The 20,513-nt window shown below is 55.6% G+C and carries 22 protein-coding genes; 9 read left to right on the plus strand and 13 right to left on the minus strand.

The genetic code is table 11. The features are described from left to right. Positions 1–79: 79 nt before the first annotated feature. Genes queC through OR573_07195 form a run of 3 tightly spaced genes read left to right on the plus strand, consistent with a single transcriptional unit; the run spans position 80 to position 2,254 of the window. Entirely contained in the window at positions 80–760 is a 681-nt protein-coding gene (gene queC / locus OR573_07185; GenBank protein ID XGA81402.1) for a 7-cyano-7-deazaguanine synthase QueC, read from the plus strand. 19 nt (positions 761–779) lie between these two features. Further along, entirely contained in the window at positions 780–1,424 is a 645-nt protein-coding gene (gene queE / locus OR573_07190; protein XGA81403.1) for a 7-carboxy-7-deazaguanine synthase, read from the plus strand. Continuing rightward, positions 1,424–2,254: a 6-carboxytetrahydropterin synthase gene (locus OR573_07195; GenBank protein ID XGA81404.1), complete on the plus strand. Its 831-nt coding sequence runs from the start codon at positions 1,424–1,426 to the stop codon at positions 2,252–2,254. The genes queE and OR573_07195 overlap by 1 nt, the downstream gene beginning before the upstream one ends. A gap of 169 nt (positions 2,255–2,423) precedes the next feature. Here the strand turns inward: OR573_07195 and OR573_07200 are convergent, their stop codons facing one another. The 10 genes from OR573_07200 to OR573_07245 form a co-directional block, all read right to left on the minus strand. Beyond that, complete coding sequence (locus OR573_07200; protein XGA81405.1) at positions 2,424–2,987, minus strand: hypothetical protein; 564 nt, start codon at positions 2,985–2,987, stop codon at positions 2,424–2,426. 17 nt (positions 2,988–3,004) lie between these two features. Further along, positions 3,005–3,694 carry a hypothetical protein gene (locus OR573_07205; protein ID XGA81406.1) on the minus strand — a complete coding sequence of 230 codons (690 nt, stop codon included), beginning with the start codon at positions 3,692–3,694 and terminating at the stop codon, positions 3,005–3,007. A gap of 75 nt (positions 3,695–3,769) precedes the next feature. Beyond that, entirely contained in the window at positions 3,770–4,192 is a 423-nt protein-coding gene (locus tag OR573_07210; GenBank protein XGA81407.1) for a DUF2589 domain-containing protein, read from the minus strand. Positions 4,193–4,241: 49 nt separating this feature from the next. Then, a complete protein-coding gene (locus OR573_07215) occupies positions 4,242–5,837 on the minus strand; it encodes an IS66 family transposase (GenBank protein ID XGA81408.1) in 1,596 nt (531 codons plus the stop codon). Positions 5,838–5,893: 56 nt separating this feature from the next. Beyond that, positions 5,894–6,229, minus strand: a complete 336-nt coding sequence (gene tnpB, locus OR573_07220) for an IS66 family insertion sequence element accessory protein TnpB (GenBank protein ID XGA81409.1) — start codon at positions 6,227–6,229, stop codon at positions 5,894–5,896. A gap of 32 nt (positions 6,230–6,261) precedes the next feature. Continuing rightward, positions 6,262–6,582 carry a hypothetical protein gene (locus tag OR573_07225; protein ID XGA81410.1) on the minus strand — a complete coding sequence of 107 codons (321 nt, stop codon included), beginning with the start codon at positions 6,580–6,582 and terminating at the stop codon, positions 6,262–6,264. A 78-nt stretch (positions 6,583–6,660) separates the two neighbouring features. Next, positions 6,661–6,828 carry a DUF2589 domain-containing protein gene (locus OR573_07230; GenBank protein ID XGA81411.1) on the minus strand — a complete coding sequence of 56 codons (168 nt, stop codon included), beginning with the start codon at positions 6,826–6,828 and terminating at the stop codon, positions 6,661–6,663. Positions 6,829–7,037: 209 nt separating this feature from the next. Continuing rightward, complete coding sequence (locus OR573_07235) at positions 7,038–8,114, minus strand: nitronate monooxygenase (GenBank protein ID XGA81412.1); 1,077 nt, start codon at positions 8,112–8,114, stop codon at positions 7,038–7,040. A 32-nt stretch (positions 8,115–8,146) separates the two neighbouring features. After that, a complete protein-coding gene (locus OR573_07240) occupies positions 8,147–10,087 on the minus strand; it encodes a DNA topoisomerase III (GenBank protein XGA81413.1) in 1,941 nt (646 codons plus the stop codon). Between the two features lie 27 nt (positions 10,088–10,114). After that, entirely contained in the window at positions 10,115–11,674 is a 1,560-nt protein-coding gene (locus OR573_07245) for a putative DNA binding domain-containing protein (protein ID XGA81414.1), read from the minus strand. Positions 11,675–11,915: 241 nt separating this feature from the next. Here OR573_07245 and OR573_07250 point away from each other — a divergent pair, with 241 nt between their 5' ends. Beyond that, positions 11,916–13,163, plus strand: a complete 1,248-nt coding sequence (locus tag OR573_07250; protein ID XGA81415.1) for an AarF/ABC1/UbiB kinase family protein — start codon at positions 11,916–11,918, stop codon at positions 13,161–13,163. A gap of 14 nt (positions 13,164–13,177) precedes the next feature. Here OR573_07250 and OR573_07255 read toward each other — a convergent pair whose 3' ends face one another. Continuing rightward, positions 13,178–13,768 (minus strand): GNAT family N-acetyltransferase, encoded by a 591-nt coding sequence (locus OR573_07255; GenBank protein XGA81416.1) that lies wholly within the window; start codon positions 13,766–13,768, stop codon positions 13,178–13,180. A gap of 163 nt (positions 13,769–13,931) precedes the next feature. Here OR573_07255 and OR573_07260 point away from each other — a divergent pair, with 163 nt between their 5' ends. Continuing rightward, on the plus strand, positions 13,932–15,743 hold the full coding sequence (locus OR573_07260) for an SEC-C domain-containing protein (GenBank protein ID XGA81417.1): 1,812 nt from the start codon (positions 13,932–13,934) through the stop codon (positions 15,741–15,743). Here OR573_07260 and OR573_07265 read toward each other — a convergent pair. Then, positions 15,740–17,107, minus strand: a complete 1,368-nt coding sequence (locus OR573_07265) for an MFS transporter (protein XGA81418.1) — start codon at positions 17,105–17,107, stop codon at positions 15,740–15,742. The genes OR573_07260 and OR573_07265 overlap by 4 nt on opposite strands. 92 nt (positions 17,108–17,199) lie before the next feature. On the opposite strand from OR573_07265, the gene OR573_07270 reads away from it, so the two are divergent. The 4 genes from OR573_07270 to OR573_07285 all read left to right on the plus strand — a co-directional run bounded on the left by OR573_07270 (position 17,200) and on the right by OR573_07285 (position 19,871). After that, positions 17,200–17,718: a peptidylprolyl isomerase gene (locus OR573_07270; GenBank protein ID XGA81419.1), complete on the plus strand. Its 519-nt coding sequence runs from the start codon at positions 17,200–17,202 to the stop codon at positions 17,716–17,718. Between the two features lie 128 nt (positions 17,719–17,846). After that, the gene (locus OR573_07275) at positions 17,847–18,008 is read left to right on the plus strand and encodes a hypothetical protein (GenBank protein ID XGA81420.1); all 162 of its coding nucleotides are present in this window, start codon (positions 17,847–17,849) and stop codon (positions 18,006–18,008) included. A gap of 253 nt (positions 18,009–18,261) precedes the next feature. Next, entirely contained in the window at positions 18,262–18,705 is a 444-nt protein-coding gene (locus tag OR573_07280; protein ID XGA81421.1) for a hypothetical protein, read from the plus strand. Further along, positions 18,699–19,871, plus strand: coding sequence for a GGDEF domain-containing protein (locus tag OR573_07285; protein XGA81422.1), 1,173 nt, complete (start codon positions 18,699–18,701; stop codon positions 19,869–19,871). The genes OR573_07280 and OR573_07285 overlap by 7 nt, the downstream gene beginning before the upstream one ends. 28 nt (positions 19,872–19,899) lie before the next feature. Here the strand turns inward: OR573_07285 and OR573_07290 are convergent, their stop codons facing one another. Continuing rightward, positions 19,900–20,469 (minus strand): transglycosylase SLT domain-containing protein, encoded by a 570-nt coding sequence (locus OR573_07290; protein XGA81423.1) that lies wholly within the window; start codon positions 20,467–20,469, stop codon positions 19,900–19,902. Positions 20,470–20,513 lie beyond the last annotated feature (44 nt).

The following is a 20,513-nucleotide window of genomic DNA, read 5'->3' on the forward strand; positions in this document are numbered from 1 at the left end:
GCTCAGCCGGACCGGAACCCGGCAGCCAGCCATGCTGGCATCTCGCTTTGTACAAATTCTCCGACAATGAGCACCCCTGATGTCACAACCTTCCCAACACCGACCCGCTGTGGTGGTGTATTCCGGCGGCATGGATTCCTTTACCCTGCTGCATCGCGCCCGTCACCAGCATACTGATGTGCATGCGCTTTCCTTTGACTACGGCCAGCGCCATTCCCGTGAACTGGGTATGGCCCGCCAGGTCTGCCAGGCCCTTGGCATCGCCCACCAGGTGGTCGATATCCGCGCCATTCACGGCCTGATTGATAACTCGGCGCTGACCGATCCCCGCCAGGCCATTCCCAGTGGACGCTACGCCGCAAGCAATATGCAGGCGACCGTGGTGCCCAACCGCAACATGATGCTGTTATCGATGAGCATCGCCAAGGCCATCAATATCGGCGCTCAGGATGTCTACTATGGTGCCCACGCGGGGGATCACCTGATCTATCCGGACTGTCGCCCAGCATTTGTGGATGCCATGAACGAAGCCGCTGGCCTGGCCGACTTTAATCCGGTGACCATTCACGCGCCTTACCTGCATGCTGCCAAGGCCGATATTCTGGCCGATGGAATCAGGATGGGGCTGGACTACCGCCACACCTGGACCTGCTACCAGGGCGAGGAACTGGCCTGCGGTGAGTGCGGCAGCTGTATTGACCGCCTGGAAGCCTTTGCCGTTAACGGCATTGAAGACCCCATCGCCTACCGGCCGTCCTGATCTCCCAAGAGGCAACACCATGTACCATATCAAGGAAGCCTTCTACACCTTGCAGGGTGAAGGGGCGCAGAGCGGTCGCGCGAGTGTTTTCTGCCGTTTCAGCGGCTGTAACCTGTGGTCCGGGCGCGAGCAGGATCGTAGCACGGCCGTCTGCCAGTTCTGTGATACCGATTTTGTCGGCACCGATGGCACGAACGGTGGGCGCTTTGCCACGCCAGCGGCCCTGGCAGAGCATATCGTCTCGCTGTGGCCAGTAATTTCCAACGCCACGCCATATGTGGTGATGACCGGCGGCGAGCCGCTTCTGCAAGTGGACACCGCGCTTACAGATGCTCTGCACGAACGCAGCTTTGAAATAGCGGTGGAAACCAACGGCACCTTGCCCGTGCCCGAGGGCATTGACTGGGTCTGCGTCAGCCCCAAAAGCCAGGCAAGGCTGGTGGTGACGCAGGGCGATGAGCTCAAGCTGGTCTACCCTCAGCAGGACGCCTTGCCGGAGCGCTTTAGTGCCCTGGATTTCGCCCATTTCTATCTGCAGCCCATGGATCAGAGTGCCTTGCAGAACCCCAGCGGCAATACCGTGCAGCAGACGGTGGATTACTGTCTCAATCACCCGCAGTGGCGTTTGTCCATGCAACTTCACAAACTGGCAGGTTTTGAATAATGGCGCTTTTTGTTAACCATTTAACCCATCTGGACGTTTCCATCTGGAACCCTGTTCACGGTCTGACCGGCATGAGCTGGCTGGTCAACGCTACGCTGGAAGGTGAGTTGGGCGACGACGGCATGCTGCTGGATTTTGGCGAGGTCAAACCCTGGATCAAGCGGGTGCTGGATGCGGGGCCGGATCATACCTTGCTGGTGCCGAAATATGCAGACGGTGTGACCGAGAAAATTGATGACAAGCGTTGTACGGTGGAGGCTCAGTACCCCTATGCGATGTGCCTGGAAACGCCGCTAGAGGCAGTGACTGCTCTGCCAACCGCAGAGGTGAGCGAGGCGGATATTCTGGCTCACTGCGAAGCGCTGTTGAATGCCCAGCGGCCGCCTAACGTCTCTCGGGTCACCCTGACCCTGAGTGCTGAAACCATTGACGGTGCGGCGTTTGGCTACAGCCATGGCCTGAAGCGCCACCTTGGCAACTGCCAGCGCATTGCCCATGGTCATCGTTCGCGGCTGGAGATTTATCAGCATGCTCAGCGGGTACCCCAGCTTGAGCAGCAGTGGAGTGACTGGCTCAATCATCGCTACCTGATCGAGGCTGCGGATATTATCGAAACGTCACAAGACGGGCAAATTTTATACCGTTATCTTTCAGCTCAAGGAGCATTCAGCCTGAGCCTGCCTGAATCACGCACGGCAGTACTCAAGGTGCCCACCACGATTGAAAACATTGCTCAATGGCTGGCGGACAAGGTCGCGGCGCAAACCGGCGAACCCACCCGCATCGTGGTGTTCGAAGGGATCAGTAAAGGCGCTACGGCAGATGGGTAATCTGATTTGCTAGATAATGATCACCATTATCTAGCTGGCATAGTCTCTTCTAGGAACCGTGAATATCACACCGTGTGCACCAAAGAAATGCAAGAAAAGCATGGTGTGATGTTAAAAAGGCCCTTGCTGGGTGATGCAACCCTCGTTGGCCATGTTGTGGCAGTGGATATCATTCCGTATTGGTGGCTATGCATGGCCAGTTATCCAGCTCGATCATATCTGCAATTAGCCAGCTTCTATCTGAGTGGCTGAGCGTAGCATTAACCGGCACCATATTGACTTTCAATTGATCATGTTGGCTTAAAAGATGATGTACCTGCCCAACAAAACTTTGAAACCCTACCTTTTTGTCAAAAGTAACAGCACCACTTTGTGCTATAGCCTCAAGAAGGGGAGCTACTATCTTTCTGGCTTCTTCTATGGGCTTTACTGCATCGTCGTGCATTAACTGTAAAACCCTTTGCGCCTGAGGGAGAAGTTCACAAGCGGCCAGTTGCTGTTCTTTGCGGGTGGCTCCGCGGTAGCCTCCTGCCAGTAGCTGACTTCGGATAGAAGCAAGTTCAGCGACTTGGGGGCAGTTATATTCTTCAAGTATCTTTTCCGATTTTTTGAGCCAATCCATGAAATCATCAACTGCTTGAGGGCTTTTAGTGGAAAGTGAGTCGACGATCCGTGGTGTTTCCATCAAGAGGTGGTGGTAGGCCTGGCTTTTCATGATATGAGATTGTTTCATGATGTGCTCTTCGCCGCTTATTCGGGAATCAGTTTCCGGGTAACTTTTCCATCTTCATCTTCCATGCGGTGCCACTCAACTCCATCTTCCTGAATGGTAAGCTTGATGTTGACCAAGCTTGCCGCTGACTTTTCGCGCAGGATGTCTGTTTCTACCGACACATCCAGATTACCCAGATCAGCGACTGGTTGAGGTTTAATAGTGTCTTTTAACTTTTCAGAAAGGCGCTCAGCCACGTGTGAAACGTGTTTTCTTAGATCATCGTCAGATAAGTCAGTTACTTGTATATCAAAGCCTTGCTTTGCAATCTTGTGTGAAAAGGTCTCAAGAGCTTGCGTCTCGCCGTATTCAATAATGGCTTTATCAAGCAGCTGAGTCTCTTCGTTGATGAATTGCCTAAATCTCTGGGATGACGCGCGATTCAGACTTTCCAGGCCCAGGCCAGATAACGTTTCCTGGTAGGCGAGTGAAGCGATCTGGCGACTGTCAAATGATTTCTGTCTACTTACGGGTTCACCCTGATTTGGGGTTATGGCAACAGGGAACGTTATTTCTACATCTTTCAAACGCATTCTCGGCACAGGGAAATGTTCAAGCAATCTGTGTTTAGCATAATCCTCAGCAACGCGGACTGCCTGCAGGTCAGCGCTAACACGCGCGTGTTGAATACTTATAACCAGGCTACCAATATAATCGTGCAGTTTCATTCAAGCTCCTTAACCATTATTACTGACAGGGGTGCCCGCAGGCACCGCCTTGTATATATCGGTTGGAAGGACTAACTAGGCACTGACGATGCTGTCTTCCAATAGGTTGAGAATCCGGTCAAGACCTGCTGGCATCTCGTCCTGCACTGCATGAACCTTGACATTCAGTGAATAAGACTTTTCAACTTTTTCGCCCCTTGACGAGGAGCGCTGATAGGAGGCTGACGCCTTAAAATTGACAACCTTGTAGTCAATGCCTAATTCTGCACTGGCAGAAAATTTTGAATTCAGGCTCTTGGTCTGTGTGGAGGTTAATCGCGCATTAAATTCAATATCTAAGGTGTCAATACGTAAGCTTGGCACTTGTAGCATTGTTATAAAAGGCACTTTAACTGAAACAGTTGACGTGGTGTAGCGCTCGTTTTCTGGTGATTCACCAAGTGTAAAATCTGGATTAGGGATTTGCTTTTCATAGTTAAAGTTGACATAGCGAATCACTTGATCGTAAGCGCCCTTAAATCGACACACTTGACCTAGCCGTGTTCTTTCACTTTTTTTCGGCGGGCGCCAAGTTCACGTTCCAGGGCAGCAGCGTTTCCAGTGCCTCTAACGTATCAGCGGTGGCGATGTGCTCCAGCACATAATGGATATAGGCAGCAGGCTCCAAGCCATTGGCTTTTGCCGTTTCGATGAGTGAATAACAGGTGGCACTGGCGTGAGCGCCGCGGGAGGTATCCGCGAACAGCCAGGCTCTTCGACCAACGGCAAACGGGCGAATGGCGTTTTCTGCCAGAACATTACTGATATGCAGGTCGCCGCGCGCACAATAGCCGATGAGGAAGTCCCATTGGTTCAGCGTATATTCCATCGCCTGACGCGTCAGGCTGCCTTTCATGACGCGGGTAACATTAGCCTCTAGCCAAGCCTTGAAGGCCTCAAGACGCGGAAGGCTCAGCTCCTGGCGGACACGGTAGCGTTCCACTTCGCTGAGATCCTTGATCTGCCGTTCGATGGCGTAGAGTTTGTTGATATGGCTAAGCCCTACCTCGGCCTTGGCCGGCGTGGCGCCCTTGCCTTTCGCGTTGACCTTGGCTGCCTTAGACGCTTCCACGAACTTGCGTCGCGCATGGTCCCAACAGCCAATGCGGGTAATGCCGTTGGCACGGCATACCTGGCCGTAACCGGCGTAGCCATCGGCCTGCAGGATCCCTGAGAAGTCGTCGAGTAGGCGCACCGGCACGCTGCCGCCGCGGGACGGGTCGTAGGCAAAGAGCACCGACGGTTGATCCGGTGGGCCACCTCGGGTGACCCACATCCATTTATCTGACTGAGCGGTCTTGCCGTCTTCCTTGAGCACTTGCAGCCGCGTTTCATCGGCTTGCAGATACGCGCTGCTGTTTTGCACTTCGCGCATCAGCGTGATCAAGGGCGTGAAGACGTCATTCAGGCGGATGATCCAGTTGGCCATCTGCGTGCGGCTAACAGCGTGGCCTAACCGCTTGAACATGCCTTCCAAGCGGTACAGCGGCAAACCGTCTGCGTACTTGGAGGTGATCACGTACGCTAGCAGTGACGTCGACGCCGTGCACTTGCCTAGCGGATGAACCGGACGCTCCGCAGTAAGGAGATGGTCGTTGCCCTCAAGCGGGAACACCGCTTTTTCCTGCCAGTATTCGAGGACTTTCAGCTGCGCGGGGATGAACTGAAGCTCTTCTTTTACCTTGGCGAAGAAGGTCTTGGTCGCCCCGACTTTTTCTTCTTCGCTGAGCGTAAGCTCAATACGCTCACGGACCAGAGTGTCGGAGAAGCCACGTTGGCGACGTTGACGTGAGGGACGCGGCGCGTCTTGCTCTTCGACATCGTCGGGTAACTGATCGCGTAGCGCCTCGATGTCAGCTTCCAACTCCGTCTCATCGAACAGATGAGCCTGGTTCGCAGACTTTTCACTGCGCGCGGCGAACTGCTGAATGCGCTGCAAGCGCAGCTTCTCTTCGAGCAATTGAATATAGAGATTACGTTGCTGTAACGCCGTCTGTTGAGCCGTCACCTGTTGCTGAAGCCCCGCCACAAGAGCCACTACCTCAGCGGCGGAGAGGCCACTGAGATCAGGCAGTTGGGAGGAGACTTCGGGGTGCTTTTTCATGGGCCAATGATACCAGATTCGGTGTGTTAAAGCACTGAAAATAAGAGCTTTATGGCCTATCCGACGCTGTCGTAATGCAGTGTTTTATGGCCGCGCATCAGGGTGATATCGTAGCCATCCAACAGCCAGTTGATCTGCTCGCCAGTCAACGCCATAACGTCATCCGAGGGGCCGGGCCACTTGAAGCGCTCCTCGGCCAGCGCCTTGTAGTAGAGCACGAAGCCATTGTCTTCCCACATCAGGCACTTGATTTTATTTCGCTGCCGGTTAGTAAAGGCATACAGCGCCCCGCTAAAGGGGTTGTGTCCCAGTTCTTGCTCCACCAGTAACGCCAGGCCGTTGGCTTGCTTGCGAAAATCGACCGGTGCGCGGTACAGGTAGATCTCGGGCATTTCCCACGCGGGGCGTAAATAGCGCGGCCGCTTCACAGTTGCCTCAGGATATCGCCCAGTAACGCCACGTTGCCCGCGTGCAAGCCCGTGACCGTGATACCGCCGGGCAGTGATACCGTAAGCCCCGTGGAGTCTATTTCTTTTGCGGTGCCGGTATTGGGATATGCGACGGTGGCAAAACTGGCGACTGGCTCTTTTGTTGACGATGCGCTGGCCAAGAGCTTTTGACGCCAGTAAGAAAACTGATGGTACTTTAGCGCTTGTTGCTTGCAAAACGCCATGCCGGACAAGCCAGAGGTTTGCCATTCGGTGACTTGTTGCTGCCAATATTGCTCACGTTCTTGATGCGTCATGACACCCCCTCACAAAGATCTGATGGCATCAGTGTGAGGGGATAAAAGCGAGAGCGGTAGATGCCGGTTTAAGGGCGCTTACACTTGATCCTCGCTATTATCATCTTTTTTCTTAAAGCCAACTTCCTGCAGGAAATCCACCGCAGCCATGGAGCTTGCCTGCTGAGCCTGTATCGCCGCTTGTAGCGGGCCACCAATGTAGACACCAAAATCGAGGCTGTTAAGCTCTTCAACAAGTTGAGCCATTTCATTTCTCCTTGTTATATACATAGACTCTAATTATAAGCACGGTATTGTTGTGTTACTGCAGTGCTTACTAATGAAAGTAGCTTATTTAAGAAAAATGTGAAGAAAAACTCGCTGAATGATGATAAAAATCTTGGAATATAAGAATTTGTTAATTCTAGTCTATAGCCTGTGTTTTTTCAAAGGAGCCTAAACCAAGCGGGTGAAAGTTAACCCAGCCACTCTTTTATAAGCATGTTAATCATTGCCTCTGCGGGCATTTCTCGCGCTAAGGGGGCGCCCTGACCCGCCCAGTGGGCGGCAAACCCGTGCTCACCCTGGCGCGCCGCTGCGCTGGCCAGCGCTTTGCCTGCCGCATAGGTGAACGGGTAATCCGGCGGTGGTGGTGCGCTTGGATGATGAGCTAAGCCAGCATCAATTTCGCGGTGAAAGCGATTGACAATGCCCCGTGCGGCGCGCCCGGAAATACTCTGAGTGACCTCGGTATGCTGGCTCTGTGGGCTTTTCAATACCCGGCGATAGGCATCATCCGCCGCTGATTCCGGGCATAGCACAAAGGCCGTGCCCAGCTGAACACCCTCTGCTCCTAGCGCCATGGCTGCTGCAATCCCTTGGCCATCCATGATGCCCCCGGCGGCGATAACCGGTATGCCACACTGCTGGCTAAGCAAGCGTACCAGCGCCAGGGTGCCGATCCTAGCATCGCCTTTGGTTGGGTCAAATACGCCTCTGTGGCCTCCGGCTTCATAGCCTTGAGCGACGATGACATCCACCCCAGCGGCCTCTATTTTGCGCGCTTCATCCAGGGTGGTTGCACAGCCCAGGGTAACGATACCTGCCGCTTTGAGCGCCTCGACCCAGGCCGCTTGCGGCACGCCAAAATGAAAGCTGACAACGGCGGGTTTTTCTTCGATCAGCATATTCAGCGCCGCGTCGTCTTCAACAAAGCTGGTGTAGATTTTATCCAGCTGGCTGGGCGGTGTTGCGCTGAATTCAGCAAACAGGGGCGCCAGGTGGTTCAGCCAAGCGGCCTCGCGGGCAGCGTCGTATCTCGGTGCCTGATGGCAGAACACATTGACGTTAAACGGCTTTGATGTCAGCTCACGAGTTTGAGCGATCAGTTCACGGGCTTTTTTCACTGAGTTGGCGCCAATAGCAATCGACCCAAGCCCACCGGCGTTACTCACCGCCGCCGCCAGCGCAGGCGTAGACACGCCAGCCATGGGCGCCTGGATAATGGGATAATCAATGCCGAGCTGCTGAGCAAGGCTGGCCTGTTCTAACATGATCGTCTCGCAAGGAAGGTGGTTATCAAGAGTTATTTTTTGCGTTTTGCCCCTGTGGAGGCTGTTCTTTTCCTGCTTCCAGTGGGTTTGCGTTTTGTATAGCCCTTGTTTGATTTAGCGCCACGCTTAGCAGGCGCTGCGGCTTCACCCTGGGCGGTTTGCAGGCTGTGACGTAGTTTACCGGCGTCGCTTTGGCGCAGTAGTGCATAAAGATCTTCAACCAGTGCATGCTGGAAGGCATTTGCGTCATCCTGGCGTTCGGCAATGGCGCTTAAACGCTGCTCCCACAGGGCTGTGCGTTCCGGTGTGCTGACCGCCTCGGGCAGGGCAGCTATCAGGGCGCTGCCCAGGCGGGTGGCGCGTAATGCTTTCTGTTTGCGGACGATATAACCGCGTTGCACCAGAGTTTCAAGAATCCCGGCGCGGGTGGCTTCAGTGCCCAGGCCATCGGTGTCGCGCAGGGTGCGGCGCACCTCGGGGTCGTCCACATAGCGGCTGATATTCATCATCGCCTTGATGATGCTGGCGTCGGTAAAGTGCTCTGGCGGGCGAGTCTCGCGTTCCTCCACACCGGCCGATAGCGCCTGGCAGGCTTCTCCTTGCGTGAGTGTCGGCAGCGGTGGGGACTCTTCCCGGGTGGTGAACAGGGGCTTCCAGCCGGGGTCGAGCACCTGCTGGCCACGAGCGCGGAAGCACTCTTCCAGCAGGGTGAATTCGGCTTTTACCTCAAAGGTGCGCAGTGGTGGGTAGAACTGGGCCAGTACATTACGGCTGATTAGCTGGAATAGCTTAGCATCGATATCGCTGACTGCGCTGGCATCAAAAGGCTTGCCGGTCGGCGCCAGGGCATGGTGAGCGCCAACCTGTTTATCGTTCCAAGCCTTGGAGCGACGGCTGAAGTCGGCGCCTGACAGCCAGCCGTTCAGAGTGGTGTCGTTCTGGCAGGCGCTGTTGAGCACCTTGCGCATCCCGGCAAAGTGTTCTTCCGGCAGGTAGCGGCAGTCTGAGCGCGGGTAGGTAATCAGCTTATGCTGCTCATACAGGCGCTGGCAGCCATCCAGCACTGCCTGGGCGGAAAGCCCGAAACGCCGCGCCGCATCTACCTGCAGGGCAGAAAGTGAGTAGGGCAGCGGGGCATTCTGGCGTTTTTCCTGCTGTTCCAGCTGGGTAAGCTGTCCCTGGGCACCGGGTAAACGGGCGGCCAGGGCATCCGCCGGGATTCGGTCAATCAGGCGGCCCTGTTCATCCAGCGGCTGATTGGGTTTGGGTGCCCACCAGGCGCGCAGCTGGCCGTGTTGCACCTGTAGATCAACCCATAGCGGGTAGAAGGGGTAAGGCACAAAGTCGCGGATCGTGTTATCACGACGCACAATCAGCCCCAGCACCGGCGTTTGCACGCGTCCCACAGAGAGCACGCCATCGTGACCGGCCTGGCGCCCGGTCAGCGTCCAGGCGCGGGTCAGATTGATGCCATACAGCCAATCTGCCCGGGCGCGCGCTTCAGCCGCGCGATATAGCGGCTGAAAAGTCTGGTTATCCTCCAGCCTGCCCAGCGCCCGCACTACGGCGGGGCGGTTGAGATCACTGACCAGTAGCCGCTGCACCGGGCCACGGTAATTCATGTGCTCAATCACTTCCTGCACCAGCAGCTGACCTTCTCGATCCGGGTCGCCGGCATGCACCACCAGGCTTGCCTGCTTGAGCAGTTTGCGAATCACACTGAGCTGACCGCGCGCCTTGGGCCTGGGCGCCAGCTGCCAGCGGCTGGGCACAATCGGCAGGCGGTCCAGGCGCCACTGCTTGTCGGCCGGATCGTAGGCTTCCGGCGGTGCCTGTTCCAGCAGGTGCCCCAGGCACCAGGTTACGGTGGTATCCCCGCACTGGATTAGGCCCTCTTGGCGCTGCATGCGGCCGGGGAGTGCCTCGGCAATGGCACGGGCCAGGCTGGGTTTTTCGGCAATAATCACACGCATGGCGGCGCCTTATGCTTGCTCTTAGGGTTAATGTTTATACTTGCTGGCCAGCACTTGCTCGCCTAGTTCAGTCAAACGGTATTTTTGGGTTGGGCTACGTGGTGAGTCAGGTTGGGTCATTTCAATTAACTTTAAATCAAGTAACGGATTTAGCACTGCTAAACGGAATTTCGTTCTATTGGAGCGCCCCGTAACTTGCATCAAAGCTGTGACGGAGGTTTCTTCAACACAGCAATTAAGTAAGTCTACTTGCTCCCTACTTAGTCCCTGCTTAGTCCCTACTTGTTCGGTTACTTCGGGGCTGAGGTTGGCCACGGCCTCTGTATCGACCAAGAATCCCTTGTGAACGGGTAATCGAATCAAAAAATAGCTGCGCTCATCGTCAGTCTCGAATATCGGTTCTGGAGAACCGTTAGCTTTCATCACGCGAAGGATCTTTGGTACCCCAGTTGAACGACCTTCGGTTAAATCCAGCTCTTTTAAAAATTCGCCAATACGCCGATTACGGTAGCGACGGCTGACGGCTTTACCTATTTGTAGATCCTGCAAGCGAATCGAGCGGTCTGGCCCGGGGAAACTGAGCACCACAAGCTCCTGGCCATCAATACGGATTTCGATCGGCTCGCGAATTTCATAAGAGCGGTGGTACACCGCATTCACCACGGCTTCTTCAATGGCTGCCTGGGGAAAGTTCCAGAAACGTTCAGCCTGCGGGCGGTCAGGATGTTTTGTCACGCCTTCTTTTATATAGCTGCGATTAATATAGTCCAGTGCAGTGCGAGTGATGCGACCCAGAGGGCCCTTGAAAACCTTCTCTTCAAAGTGATCTCCCCCGGCACCATCAGGAAAATACACTGCATCTATCTGAGTGGCTGGGAAGAACTGTTCGGGTTGCTCGTTAAAGAATAATAGCCCCACGTTTTTGGGAAAGGCCATTTCGCTGGGGCCTCCTACCACATTCATACGGCGGCCCAGGGTTTCGGTATCCATGTTACGAGCTTCAGACGCCAATTCGCTATCAATATCGTAGAGAAAGTCACGTATCAAGTAGGGGGAAAGGTCACTTAATTCGGCGGTTTGGCGATAGCGATCATCAAAGGGTACGGTGGCAGCGAGGCTTAACAGTTCGCGCTCATCCTGCCCTGATGCTTTCACCGTGCTGGTATGTTTGCGCAGGTAATAGGCCCAGTCACTCTTTCTGGCCAAGCTGGTTTTGGCCTTATAAGGGCGTGTTTCTCCGCCTGGCGCCCACAGCACAAGAATGGTTTTGCCCTGAATCTCATAGGTGGCGGTTAACGGATGAAAGGGCGGCGCAATCGCTGAATGCCCCAGATTTAACAGCTCTTTTTGAATGGTGTCGATCTGTTCCGGCAATAAACCGGTTGGTGGCAGCTGCGGCTGGCCATTCTTTTCAGCTACACCGACGAGCACATAACCGCCACCCAGGTTGTGGAAGTCATTGGCGAAGGCACACAAGGTATGCAGAATGGATTCAGGATTCCAGCCTTGCTTGTATTCAATGCGTTCACTCTCCACTGTTCGGTGGTGGAGCAGGTCATCAATATTGATGGGGAGTTTAGGTGTCATTCCTCGATCACCCGAGCAGCTTTTTTGGCGTTTGGTTGGGGTGGTAATGCACGTGTTAAGTCCTTTTAATTACTAGCCTTTCATAATGTCGAAGGGCGTAAGCAAATGCAATTGGCTTTAAAAACGCTGGGCAAGCCTTCTTTCCTCTCGCTGTAAATATCTTGTATAGATATTTTGTACAAGGTGGCGCTGTTCTGTAAACTTATCGCATCTTACCAATTTACCAGTAGAGGCGAGCGCTATGCGTGAGCGCGGCAGAACGCGGCGATTGATGGGGCTGGGTGCCCGTACCGGCGGGGCCTTGCTGAAAACCCGTATGGGGGGGCAGGCGGATTGGCGGGCCTTGGGTGAAGCCTTGTTTGAGGGGCTTTCCGAGCTGAAAGGCCCGGCGATGAAGCTGGCGCAGATCATGTCTCAGTGGGATGACCTGCTGCCGCAGGATCTGGCCGATGAACTGGCACGTTTGCAGCGCCAGGCCGAGCCGATGCCCTGGCCGCGCATCCGCGAAGCGCTGGTGCTGCAGTATGGTGATATTGATGCACACTTCAAGCAGATAGAGAAGCGGCCTTTCGCCAGTGCTTCCATGGGGCAGGTGCACCGCGCGGTAACCAAAGACGATGACACTGTGGTGCTCAAGATTCAGTACCCGGGCCTGGCGGAGGTGTTGGAAAGCGATCTCAAGCAGGTCAAACGCCTGATGCGCCTAGGGCGCTGGTTCAAGGTGCCTCAGGCGCGCCTGGATGCCCTGTTTGAAGAGCTAGCGGCAGGGCTGCGAGAAGAGCTGGATTACCTGGCCGAGGCCAAGGCGCTGGCCCGCTATCGCGAGCGCTATCAGCATGAGCCGCGTTTGGTGATTCCAGAACCCCTGTTTGAGCTTTCCGGCCAGCATGTATTGGCCATGCGCTTTGTTGACGGCACGCCGCTGCGGGAGCTGGAAAGTGTTGATGATGAGCGCCGCCAGAAAGTGGCCGAGGTACTGGCTGACTGGATTACCGAAGAGCTGTTTACCTACGGCGAGCTGCACGCTGACCCCCATGCGGGCAACTTCGCGGCTGATGAAGATGGGCGCCTGGTGATTTACGATTTTGGTGCCGTCATACCGGTGCCACAAGCGCGCCTGAAGGCCATGATGCAGTTGCTGGATGCCACCCTTAAACATGACCCCATGGCCATGGATGAGGCGCTGCTCAAGATGGGCGGGCGTCAGGGGCAGGGCGCGCCGCTTTCTCTGTATCGTGAATCTGCCGAGTGCGTGTCGCCGCTGTTTGCGCCGGGTGAACAGGACTTCAGTGATGTGCGTGTTCACCGCCGCCTGCGGGAGCTGACTCCCAAGGTCTGGGCAGCGATGGATCGCCTTCAGCCCCCCGCTGATACGCTGTTGCTGTCGCGGGCACTGAACGGCCACTACTGGAATCTGGTGCGCCTGCAGGCCCGTCTGGATATGCATGGGCGCACCGCACCGCTGCTGGAGTGGGCCAGAAAGCCCTGACCAGCCGAGCTGAATCAGAGTGTTTTTAGCCAGAACACCATAGGCTTGGCGGTTTCAGCTGATGCGTTGATGTCCTGCCAGCTAAAGGTCGTGGCCAGTTCAGGGTGACGCTGGTAGCCCTGCGCCTGCCAGAAACCATGCAGTGGCTGATAGCCAGCTGGTTTGAGCGGGTGATCGGCTGGCCGTTCGACCGCGCAAAAAGCGGCAATGCTGAATCCTTGCTGGCGCGCATGCTGTTCACGCTCTGCCATAAAGCGTTTACCGATGCCTAGCCCTCGGTAGTCACGCCGCAGGACAGACTCGCCGTAGTAGAACACCTGGTGGGCAGGAATTCCCTGATGATCAAAGGGGCAGCGAAACTCATCCACTTCGTCCTGCAAGGGCTGGCCAGTTGCCGCGCCGATCAGTTGGTTTTCCTTAAAGGCAAGCACAAAGAAGCTCTGTGGGTTGGCAGCGTAGCGGCCCAGATAGTCGGCTTCATAGCCCAGATTGCCCGCATAGAGATAAGGGTAATCCCGAAAGACGTCGATACGCAGTTGGGCGAGGGCATCTATATAGGCGTCTATATGCTTTCCCTGGCAGGTGGTGACGGTCACGTCCTTCATCAATATGGCTCCCATAGTGACTGATGTCTCGTATTGTAAGAGCAGACAGGCGGATGATGAGACTAACTCTAGCAGGGCCGTTGTTAGCGGCCAATCCTGTCTGCGACAGTCACCCTGGTCATGCTAGACTAGGGCGCTTTTCATCACTGTAGTGGAGACGCCAATGCTGGCGGTATGGGTTGAGCAATTGCTGGGGTTTGCCTCTGGGGCACTCTCGGCTATCAGGCAGAATGAGCATTATCCCGATTTCATGACCTGGGTACGCGCCCACGGCGGCGACTATTTTGGCGGTGATGCCACCCAGGCTCAGGCATTGGCACCTATCGTGTGGTCGCAGACGCCTCTGGAACGCCTGGATTTTTCTTCCCAACCCTTGGCAACGCCAGGGCGTAATGAGCCGTGCTGGTGTGATTCTGGCCGCAAGTTCAAGCACTGCTGCTCTCAAGTTGAGTTCCCCACTGATATTCCGCCGCAGATGATGTGGATGTTGTCCCTGCGTGAATGGAAAGGCGCTACCCTTAAAGCGGCGCTGGCCAGCGGTAAGGCCCCGGCACAGTCACTGCTGGAAGCCGGCTTGATTGCCGCCGAAAGTGGCCAGAGTGGGCGCGCCATGCAGATTCTGGAATCCCTGTTTGATGGCAGCGACTGGACCCGTCTGCCTGAACAGGCCGAGCCGGCCTTTGAAATCCTGTTGGATATCTACCAGGAGCGCGGCTTTAACCGCAAACGCGCTGACCTGCTGGATGAAGTGCTGGAGCGCGGCCCCATGTTCCTGCGCGGCGTTGCCCTGGAGCGCTTGTGCCTGACATACCTGGATGGCGATGACCTGGACAGCGCCCGCGCGGCTTTTGTGCGCGCCCAGCAGGCGCTGCCGGATTCACCAACGCTGGCGTATATAGAGGCCATGCTACTGCTGCATGAAGGCCATGAAGAGGAAGCCAAGGCTCGCGCGGATTTCTGGTATCGGCGTCTGGTACGCAAGGGAGAACTGGACGAAGATCAGCTGGATTTTCTGGCCGCGCTGGCGGAAAACCCAGGGGCGACCCTGGCGGATCAGCTGCTCAGTGCCGAAGACGATCTGGCGACGCCGCTGGTGGCCCTGCAGTCGCTGCTGGCGGCGTTGACGACCGCGCCCAAGCTGGATATTCGTGCGCGGGGGGAGCGTCTTGATTATCACGTCAGTGCCCGTGAGGCGACCCTGTTTGCAACCTGGCACGCTGAGTTCCAGGTCATGGTCGATACCGATATTGCCTTAGGCTTTGTTGACGACCCTTGGGATAACGCCGTGGGTTGGATGTCAGCGCTATGTGCCCATCCGGAGTGGCTGGATTCACCCCAAGTGGTGCAGGATCTGGCCCTTGCCCTGACCAGCCGCTTTGGCAGCTTGCCGTGGATGGCGCCCAGCCTACTGGAGCCGCTGGCGCTGCGTCTCGATCGCTGGCTGGATCAGGCGCGCGCCGCCGGTGATGGCAACCTGTGCTGGGACGATGCGGATAACGCTATTTTGCTGCGCACCGGCCTGGCGCTGGTGGTGGGGATGGAGCGTGGTGCACGCCAGCACTCGCGTCAACTGGCAGAAAAGATGCTGCTGGTGAACCGCGAAGACAGCCTTGGGTTGCTGGAACTGGTGCTCGACCAGCTGCTGCGCGATGACCGCAACGCTGATGCCCTGAAGCTGCTGGAAGAGCACCGTGACGATGGCTCCATGGCGCTGAATATTCTGTTTGGACGCGCTCTGGCCCACTTCCGCCTGGAACATTACCAAGAGGCGGCCAGCATATTGGAAGACATCCAACGCTATAATCGCCACGCCATTGAGCTGTTGGGGGCCGATAACCCGCGCCCGATGAAACCTAGCTGGGATGGCAATATTGACCCCGGTACCCGTGGCGAAGCCTGGCAATATCGCACCCTGATGCGTGACCAATGGCGCGCCACACCGGGTGCGCTGGCGTGGCTGTCATCATATCGTTAAGTGCTTACAACCTTAGGGGCTGGAACCAGCTGCTTGTCACGGCTGACCCAGATGGCCAAAGCAACGGCGGGTAACCCAAGCAGTGCTGCCGCCACAAAAAAGCTGGCATAGCCCTGTGAGGTCACCATGATGCCGCCAAAGCCACTGATGAACTTGCCTGGCAGCGTCATCAGTGATGAAAACAGCGCGTACTGCGTCGCGGTGTAGGCTCTTGATGTCAGGCTTGATAAAAACGCGATAAAGACCGCGCTGGCCAAACCGTTGGCCAGGTTATCGCCGACAATCGTCACAACCAACATGGGGAGTTGGTTGCCTATCATTGCCAGTAGGGCAAACAGCAGGTTGGTCAGCATGACCATAACAGCCCCCAGAATCAGCAGCGGCCCAATACCGTAGCGGGCTACCAGAAGCCCGCCCAGAATGCCGCCGGTCACGCTCATGGCAATGCCAAAAATATTGGTAACGTTAGCGATGGTGGCCAGGGAAAAGCCCAGATCGATATACAGAGGATTGGCCATGGAAGCCATGGCCAGATCGCTGATCCGGAAGACGCCGATAAACACCAGCACCCAGAGTGCCTTCATACCATAGCGGCGGAAGAAATCGCTGAACGGGCAGATGATCGCACCAATGCTCCAGGCGCCCAGGCGCCGTAGCCAGCGAGGCTTGCCGCGGCTGGCGCGTAAAAAGGCACGGACTTTGGGTTCGTGGGCAAGTTGAATGGTCAATGAATTGCGCGCTGGTTCAGGGCGCAGCAGCACCGTAATGACCCCTACACCGACTAACGCCGCCATGCACAGATAGGCGATATTCCATGAGGTAGCGGCGGCCACAAACAGTGCCCCGGCGCCCGCGGCCATCAAGCCGCCCCGGTAACCAATAATATAGGTAGACGCCATGGCCGCCTGGATATCGTCATCGGCAGATTCGATCCGAAACGCATCAATGGCAATATCCTGGGTGGCGGAACCAAAGGCGACCAGCAGCGCGAAGACCGCGACCCAAACCAGATTTCCCTGAGGTTCCAGACTGGCAAGCCCTACCAGCCCGGCGACCATCATGGCCTGGGCCAACAGCATCCAGCCGCGCCGCTGGCCAAAGCTGCGCGTAAGTACCGGCAGGGCTAAGCGGTCGACAATCGGCGCCCAGAAAAACTTGATCGAATAGAGCATGCCTACCCAGGCAAAGAAACCAATCGCCGCGACTTCAACGCCATCGCTGCGTAGCCAGGCAGAAAGGGTGGAAAATACCAGCAGAAAGGGCAGACCGGCAGAAAACCCCAGAAACAGCATGGTAATAACCGGCGCATGCCAGTACACAGCAAAGGCGTCCCGCCAGCTGCGTTGCGGCGTTGGGGTGGGCATAGGGTGTAGCTCCAGAAAGACGACAATCAAGGGCGGGTGATACACTACGCCCGATGTTTTAAAGCCAATAGCTTACCGGAGAGGAGTTTTCCATGTCGATTGCCGCGCATCAGGTTGTCACCCTGCATTACGTGCTTAGTGATGTTCAGCATGACGGAGAAAAGCAGGTGTTGGATGATTCCGAGGCTCGTCAGCAGCCGCTGGAATATTTGCATGGCCACAATAATATCGTGCCTGGCCTGGAGCAGGCGCTGGAAGGGCAGACAGCCGGTAGCGAGTTGAGCGTTACCTTGATGCCAGCAGATGCCTATGGCATTCGCAATGAAGCCCTGGTGCAGGAGGTTAGCCGCAACTCCTTTGGCAACGCGGAGCTTGAAATTGGCAGCCGTTTTCAGACCGAAGGCGAAGCCGGGCCGCAGATTGTCACTGTGGTAGCCCTTGAGGGTGATCAGGTAACGGTGGATACCAACCACCCGCTGGCGGGCAGAACTTTGCGCTACAAGGTCAAAATTCTTGATGTGCGTGATGCAACCCGCGCTGAGCTGGCCAAGGGGCATCCGCTGCCGCCGGGAACCGATCACAGCAAGGTGGAAGACCGCAAAGTGCTTTGAAAAACTGATGTACGTCAAAAATAGCGCCGCTAAGCGTGGCCCTACAGCGTAAAATTGATCCATGTCAGTTTATGTTGTGCCATTCGCGGCTATGGTTGTCTCATTACTTCACGGCGGGGAGAGTCGTTATGTACTGGGACGATACTATCATCTTTGGTTTGGTCACCGTGGTGCTTGCGGTTGTATTCATGGTCGGTTGGGTTGCATTTATCGTTCGCGACCACCGTCGTAAGAAGAACAGCCACACAAAGGTTTCTACTCATTCACAGCCTCATGGCATCAGCCATTAGTGAATGCTTTAAAGGCTTGAAGCGTAGGATGTAGTGATAGCGAACAGCGTTTTTGATTAGCACCAGTTGTCAGGGGAGGATGTTTACTTGGTTAGTAAACTTCCAGTCGCCGGCCCGTTTGGGTCGGCTTTTTTTATTTCAGTTTTCAACCCAATGAATGTAAAATTTAATGAAATAATTCACGATACTTAACTGGATGCATGCGATGTGGACCAGCCGGGCAGAAAACAGGCAGCAAGTATTGAGGGTGTTATTGGCAATCAGCAGTCTGGTGGTGGCCTGTAACGTAGCTGCCCAGTCCTCAGTAACACTGCTTGATAACGATAAAGTTCTGGATATCCCTATCGATACCATTGGTTCGGTTCTGCCGCGTCAGCATTTTGAACTTTATGACCCTTACCAAGGGCATCAAGTTAACATGCAGGGCGTTATGTTTCGTGACTTTCTGGCGCTGCATTTTGATGAAGTTCCGCCTGCCCTGCGTTTTACCGCCTGGGATGATTACCAGGTGACGCTGAGTGGCTGGGATGACCCTAATTGGTATCTGGTCACTCATGAAGAGGGCGCGCCAATCAGCTTGCGTGAACGTGGGCCCTTGCGTCTGGTTGAACGTGATTACGGTGATCGTGATACAGAAAATCTGCGCGAGTTCAATGACTGGATCTGGATGATCCGTAGCATTGAGGCAGTATGGTAACGCCACCTAAGCCATCTTCCGCTGAAAAGTCGCCCTTTCATTCACTTAACCGGCAAGCTCGTCATAAGCCTAAATGGTTCAAGCGCTATCTCAGCTGGCTGTCGTTAAGCCTGATGAGCTTTCTTGCCTTGATGCTGGTGATTGTCTATGAATCACGCTGGGTCTATCCGGAGATACAGGCCTACTTCAGCCAGACGGGTAACCTGACGGGTCAGCAGTTAGCCACCCGTTCCCGTGAGTACCTTCAGGATATTCAGGCTGAGATACTGTCAGAAGATGTTAGCGGCGCGTCAGCGGCTGGCGGATCGCCTATGTTAACCAAGCTTGACCTTGCTTATGGGTTGTTTGATGTATCGGTTTACCATGAGTACGCTTGCACGCAGGAAAGCCTGCGGTTATTGGATACCTTGTCACAGGCGATTTCAGCACAGTTGATAAGCAATCTGGAGGCGGCTCGTCAACTGCATCGCCCCGTCAAGTGTCTCACTGAAATAGAAAAGGATCAGCTTGATCGGCGCGGCGAAGCAATCAATCGTTTTGCTGACAGCACTCGCAGCCATAACCAGCTGGTGACCTCTATTAGTCTGGTAATTTTCCTGGTGGGGTTGCTGTTCTGGTGGATGCACGAGCGCCAGCTGAGAAAAGTTGAAAAAGCCACCCGCGAGACACTGGCCTGGATTCAGCGCGCCTTACATGACCCGCTGACGGGAGTAGGTAACCGCAGTGCGCTGAATGAGGATTTAGCGGCCTTGCAGGGAACTTCACTGGGGTTGATCCTGATTGATGTAGATTTCTTCAAGCAGTACAACGACACTCTGGGGCACCCTCAGGGAGACAAGCTATTGTTGACCCTTACCTCACTGATGGCGAATGCCTTTAAGGTAGAAGCAAGGCTATATCGTCTGGGAGGCGATGAATTTGCAGCGCTTCTTCCCTGTCAAAGCCGAGCAGAGCTGGAAGCATTTTGTGATCAGCTGGTGAGTCAGGTGAGGCATGCGGCCTTGCCGCATCCCTCCCATCCTCAGCATAAAGCGGTGACGCTGAGTATCGGCGCTACCCGTTTTTGCGCGGGTCAAAGCGCTTATTCACAGATTTATCAGAACGCCGATCATGCCCTCTACGACGTGAAAGCCGCAGGGCGAGATAGTTGGCGCGTCGTTGATTAGAACAATGAGTCGTTGATGAGAGCAAGGGTTAGCGCCAGTTTCGTTGCCAGGCGCGCATCACGCGTTCCGGGTACCAGGTCTTGCCAAGGCTACCGTTATAGCGCGCCAGGGCGCGGGTGAAGTCGCCGTTTTCGACCGCCAGATAATGGGCCAGAATCGTGCAGCCGTAGCGCAGGTTTCTGGCGGGATCCTTGAGATTGTCGGCGGCAAGGCCAAGCTCCTCAATCCAGAATGGCATGATCTGCATCAGCCCAACCGCGCCGGCTGACGATACGGCATCTGCCCTGAAAGCACTCTCGACTTCAATCAGTGCCAATATTAGCGAAGGAGGAAGCCCCGCCAGCGAGGCTTCCTGATAGACACGCTGCAAAATCAAAGCGTGTAGATCCGCTGATGAGACAAAGCGGGCAAGCCGGGGTGACATCTTTTTTTCCCAGCGCTGTTGTTGTGAATTGGCTGGTGAGGTTGCCTGAGACGCTGCCTCAAAGGTAGGCACCAGGGCCTGCTCGGCGCTGGCCAGTGCAACAGGGCTGAAAAGCCAGCCGATTACCAGCCAGGCCGCTAGCCGAGGCATCTTCAGGGCCAACCCAATATCCATCCTGAGGGCTACCCTGATAAGGGCTACCGAGCGCGCCGCCGTCT

The organism is Halomonas sp. CH40, from assembly GCA_041875495.1.
Classification (GTDB): Bacteria; Pseudomonadota; Gammaproteobacteria; order Pseudomonadales; family Halomonadaceae; genus Vreelandella.

What these genes read in the sequence shown, in the direction of transcription:
- queC (XGA81402.1), top strand. Translation starts at nt 80, where the DNA reads ATGTCACAACCTTCCCAACACCGACCCGCTGTGGTGGTGTATTCCGGC.
- queE (XGA81403.1), top strand. Translation starts at nt 780, where the DNA reads ATGTACCATATCAAGGAAGCCTTCTACACCTTGCAGGGTGAAGGGGCG.
- OR573_07195 (XGA81404.1), top strand. Translation starts at nt 1,424, where the DNA reads ATGGCGCTTTTTGTTAACCATTTAACCCATCTGGACGTTTCCATCTGG.
- OR573_07200 (XGA81405.1), bottom strand. Translation starts at nt 2,987, where the DNA reads ATGAAACAATCTCATATCATGAAAAGCCAGGCCTACCACCACCTCTTG.
- OR573_07205 (XGA81406.1), bottom strand. Translation starts at nt 3,694, where the DNA reads ATGAAACTGCACGATTATATTGGTAGCCTGGTTATAAGTATTCAACAC.
- OR573_07215 (XGA81408.1), bottom strand. Translation starts at nt 5,837, where the DNA reads ATGAAAAAGCACCCCGAAGTCTCCTCCCAACTGCCTGATCTCAGTGGC.
- tnpB (XGA81409.1), bottom strand. Translation starts at nt 6,229, where the DNA reads ATGCCCGAGATCTACCTGTACCGCGCACCGGTCGATTTTCGCAAGCAA.
- OR573_07225 (XGA81410.1), bottom strand. Translation starts at nt 6,582, where the DNA reads ATGACGCATCAAGAACGTGAGCAATATTGGCAGCAACAAGTCACCGAA.
- OR573_07230 (XGA81411.1), bottom strand. Translation starts at nt 6,828, where the DNA reads ATGGCTCAACTTGTTGAAGAGCTTAACAGCCTCGATTTTGGTGTCTAC.
- OR573_07235 (XGA81412.1), bottom strand. Translation starts at nt 8,114, where the DNA reads ATGTTAGAACAGGCCAGCCTTGCTCAGCAGCTCGGCATTGATTATCCC.
- OR573_07240 (XGA81413.1), bottom strand. Translation starts at nt 10,087, where the DNA reads ATGCGTGTGATTATTGCCGAAAAACCCAGCCTGGCCCGTGCCATTGCC.
- OR573_07245 (XGA81414.1), bottom strand. Translation starts at nt 11,674, where the DNA reads ATGACACCTAAACTCCCCATCAATATTGATGACCTGCTCCACCACCGA.
- OR573_07250 (XGA81415.1), top strand. Translation starts at nt 11,916, where the DNA reads ATGCGTGAGCGCGGCAGAACGCGGCGATTGATGGGGCTGGGTGCCCGT.
- OR573_07255 (XGA81416.1), bottom strand. Translation starts at nt 13,768, where the DNA reads ATGAAGGACGTGACCGTCACCACCTGCCAGGGAAAGCATATAGACGCC.
- OR573_07260 (XGA81417.1), top strand. Translation starts at nt 13,932, where the DNA reads ATGCTGGCGGTATGGGTTGAGCAATTGCTGGGGTTTGCCTCTGGGGCA.
- OR573_07265 (XGA81418.1), bottom strand. Translation starts at nt 17,107, where the DNA reads ATGCCCACCCCAACGCCGCAACGCAGCTGGCGGGACGCCTTTGCTGTG.
- OR573_07270 (XGA81419.1), top strand. Translation starts at nt 17,200, where the DNA reads ATGTCGATTGCCGCGCATCAGGTTGTCACCCTGCATTACGTGCTTAGT.
- OR573_07275 (XGA81420.1), top strand. Translation starts at nt 17,847, where the DNA reads ATGTACTGGGACGATACTATCATCTTTGGTTTGGTCACCGTGGTGCTT.
- OR573_07285 (XGA81422.1), top strand. Translation starts at nt 18,699, where the DNA reads ATGGTAACGCCACCTAAGCCATCTTCCGCTGAAAAGTCGCCCTTTCAT.
- OR573_07290 (XGA81423.1), bottom strand. Translation starts at nt 20,469, where the DNA reads ATGGATATTGGGTTGGCCCTGAAGATGCCTCGGCTAGCGGCCTGGCTG.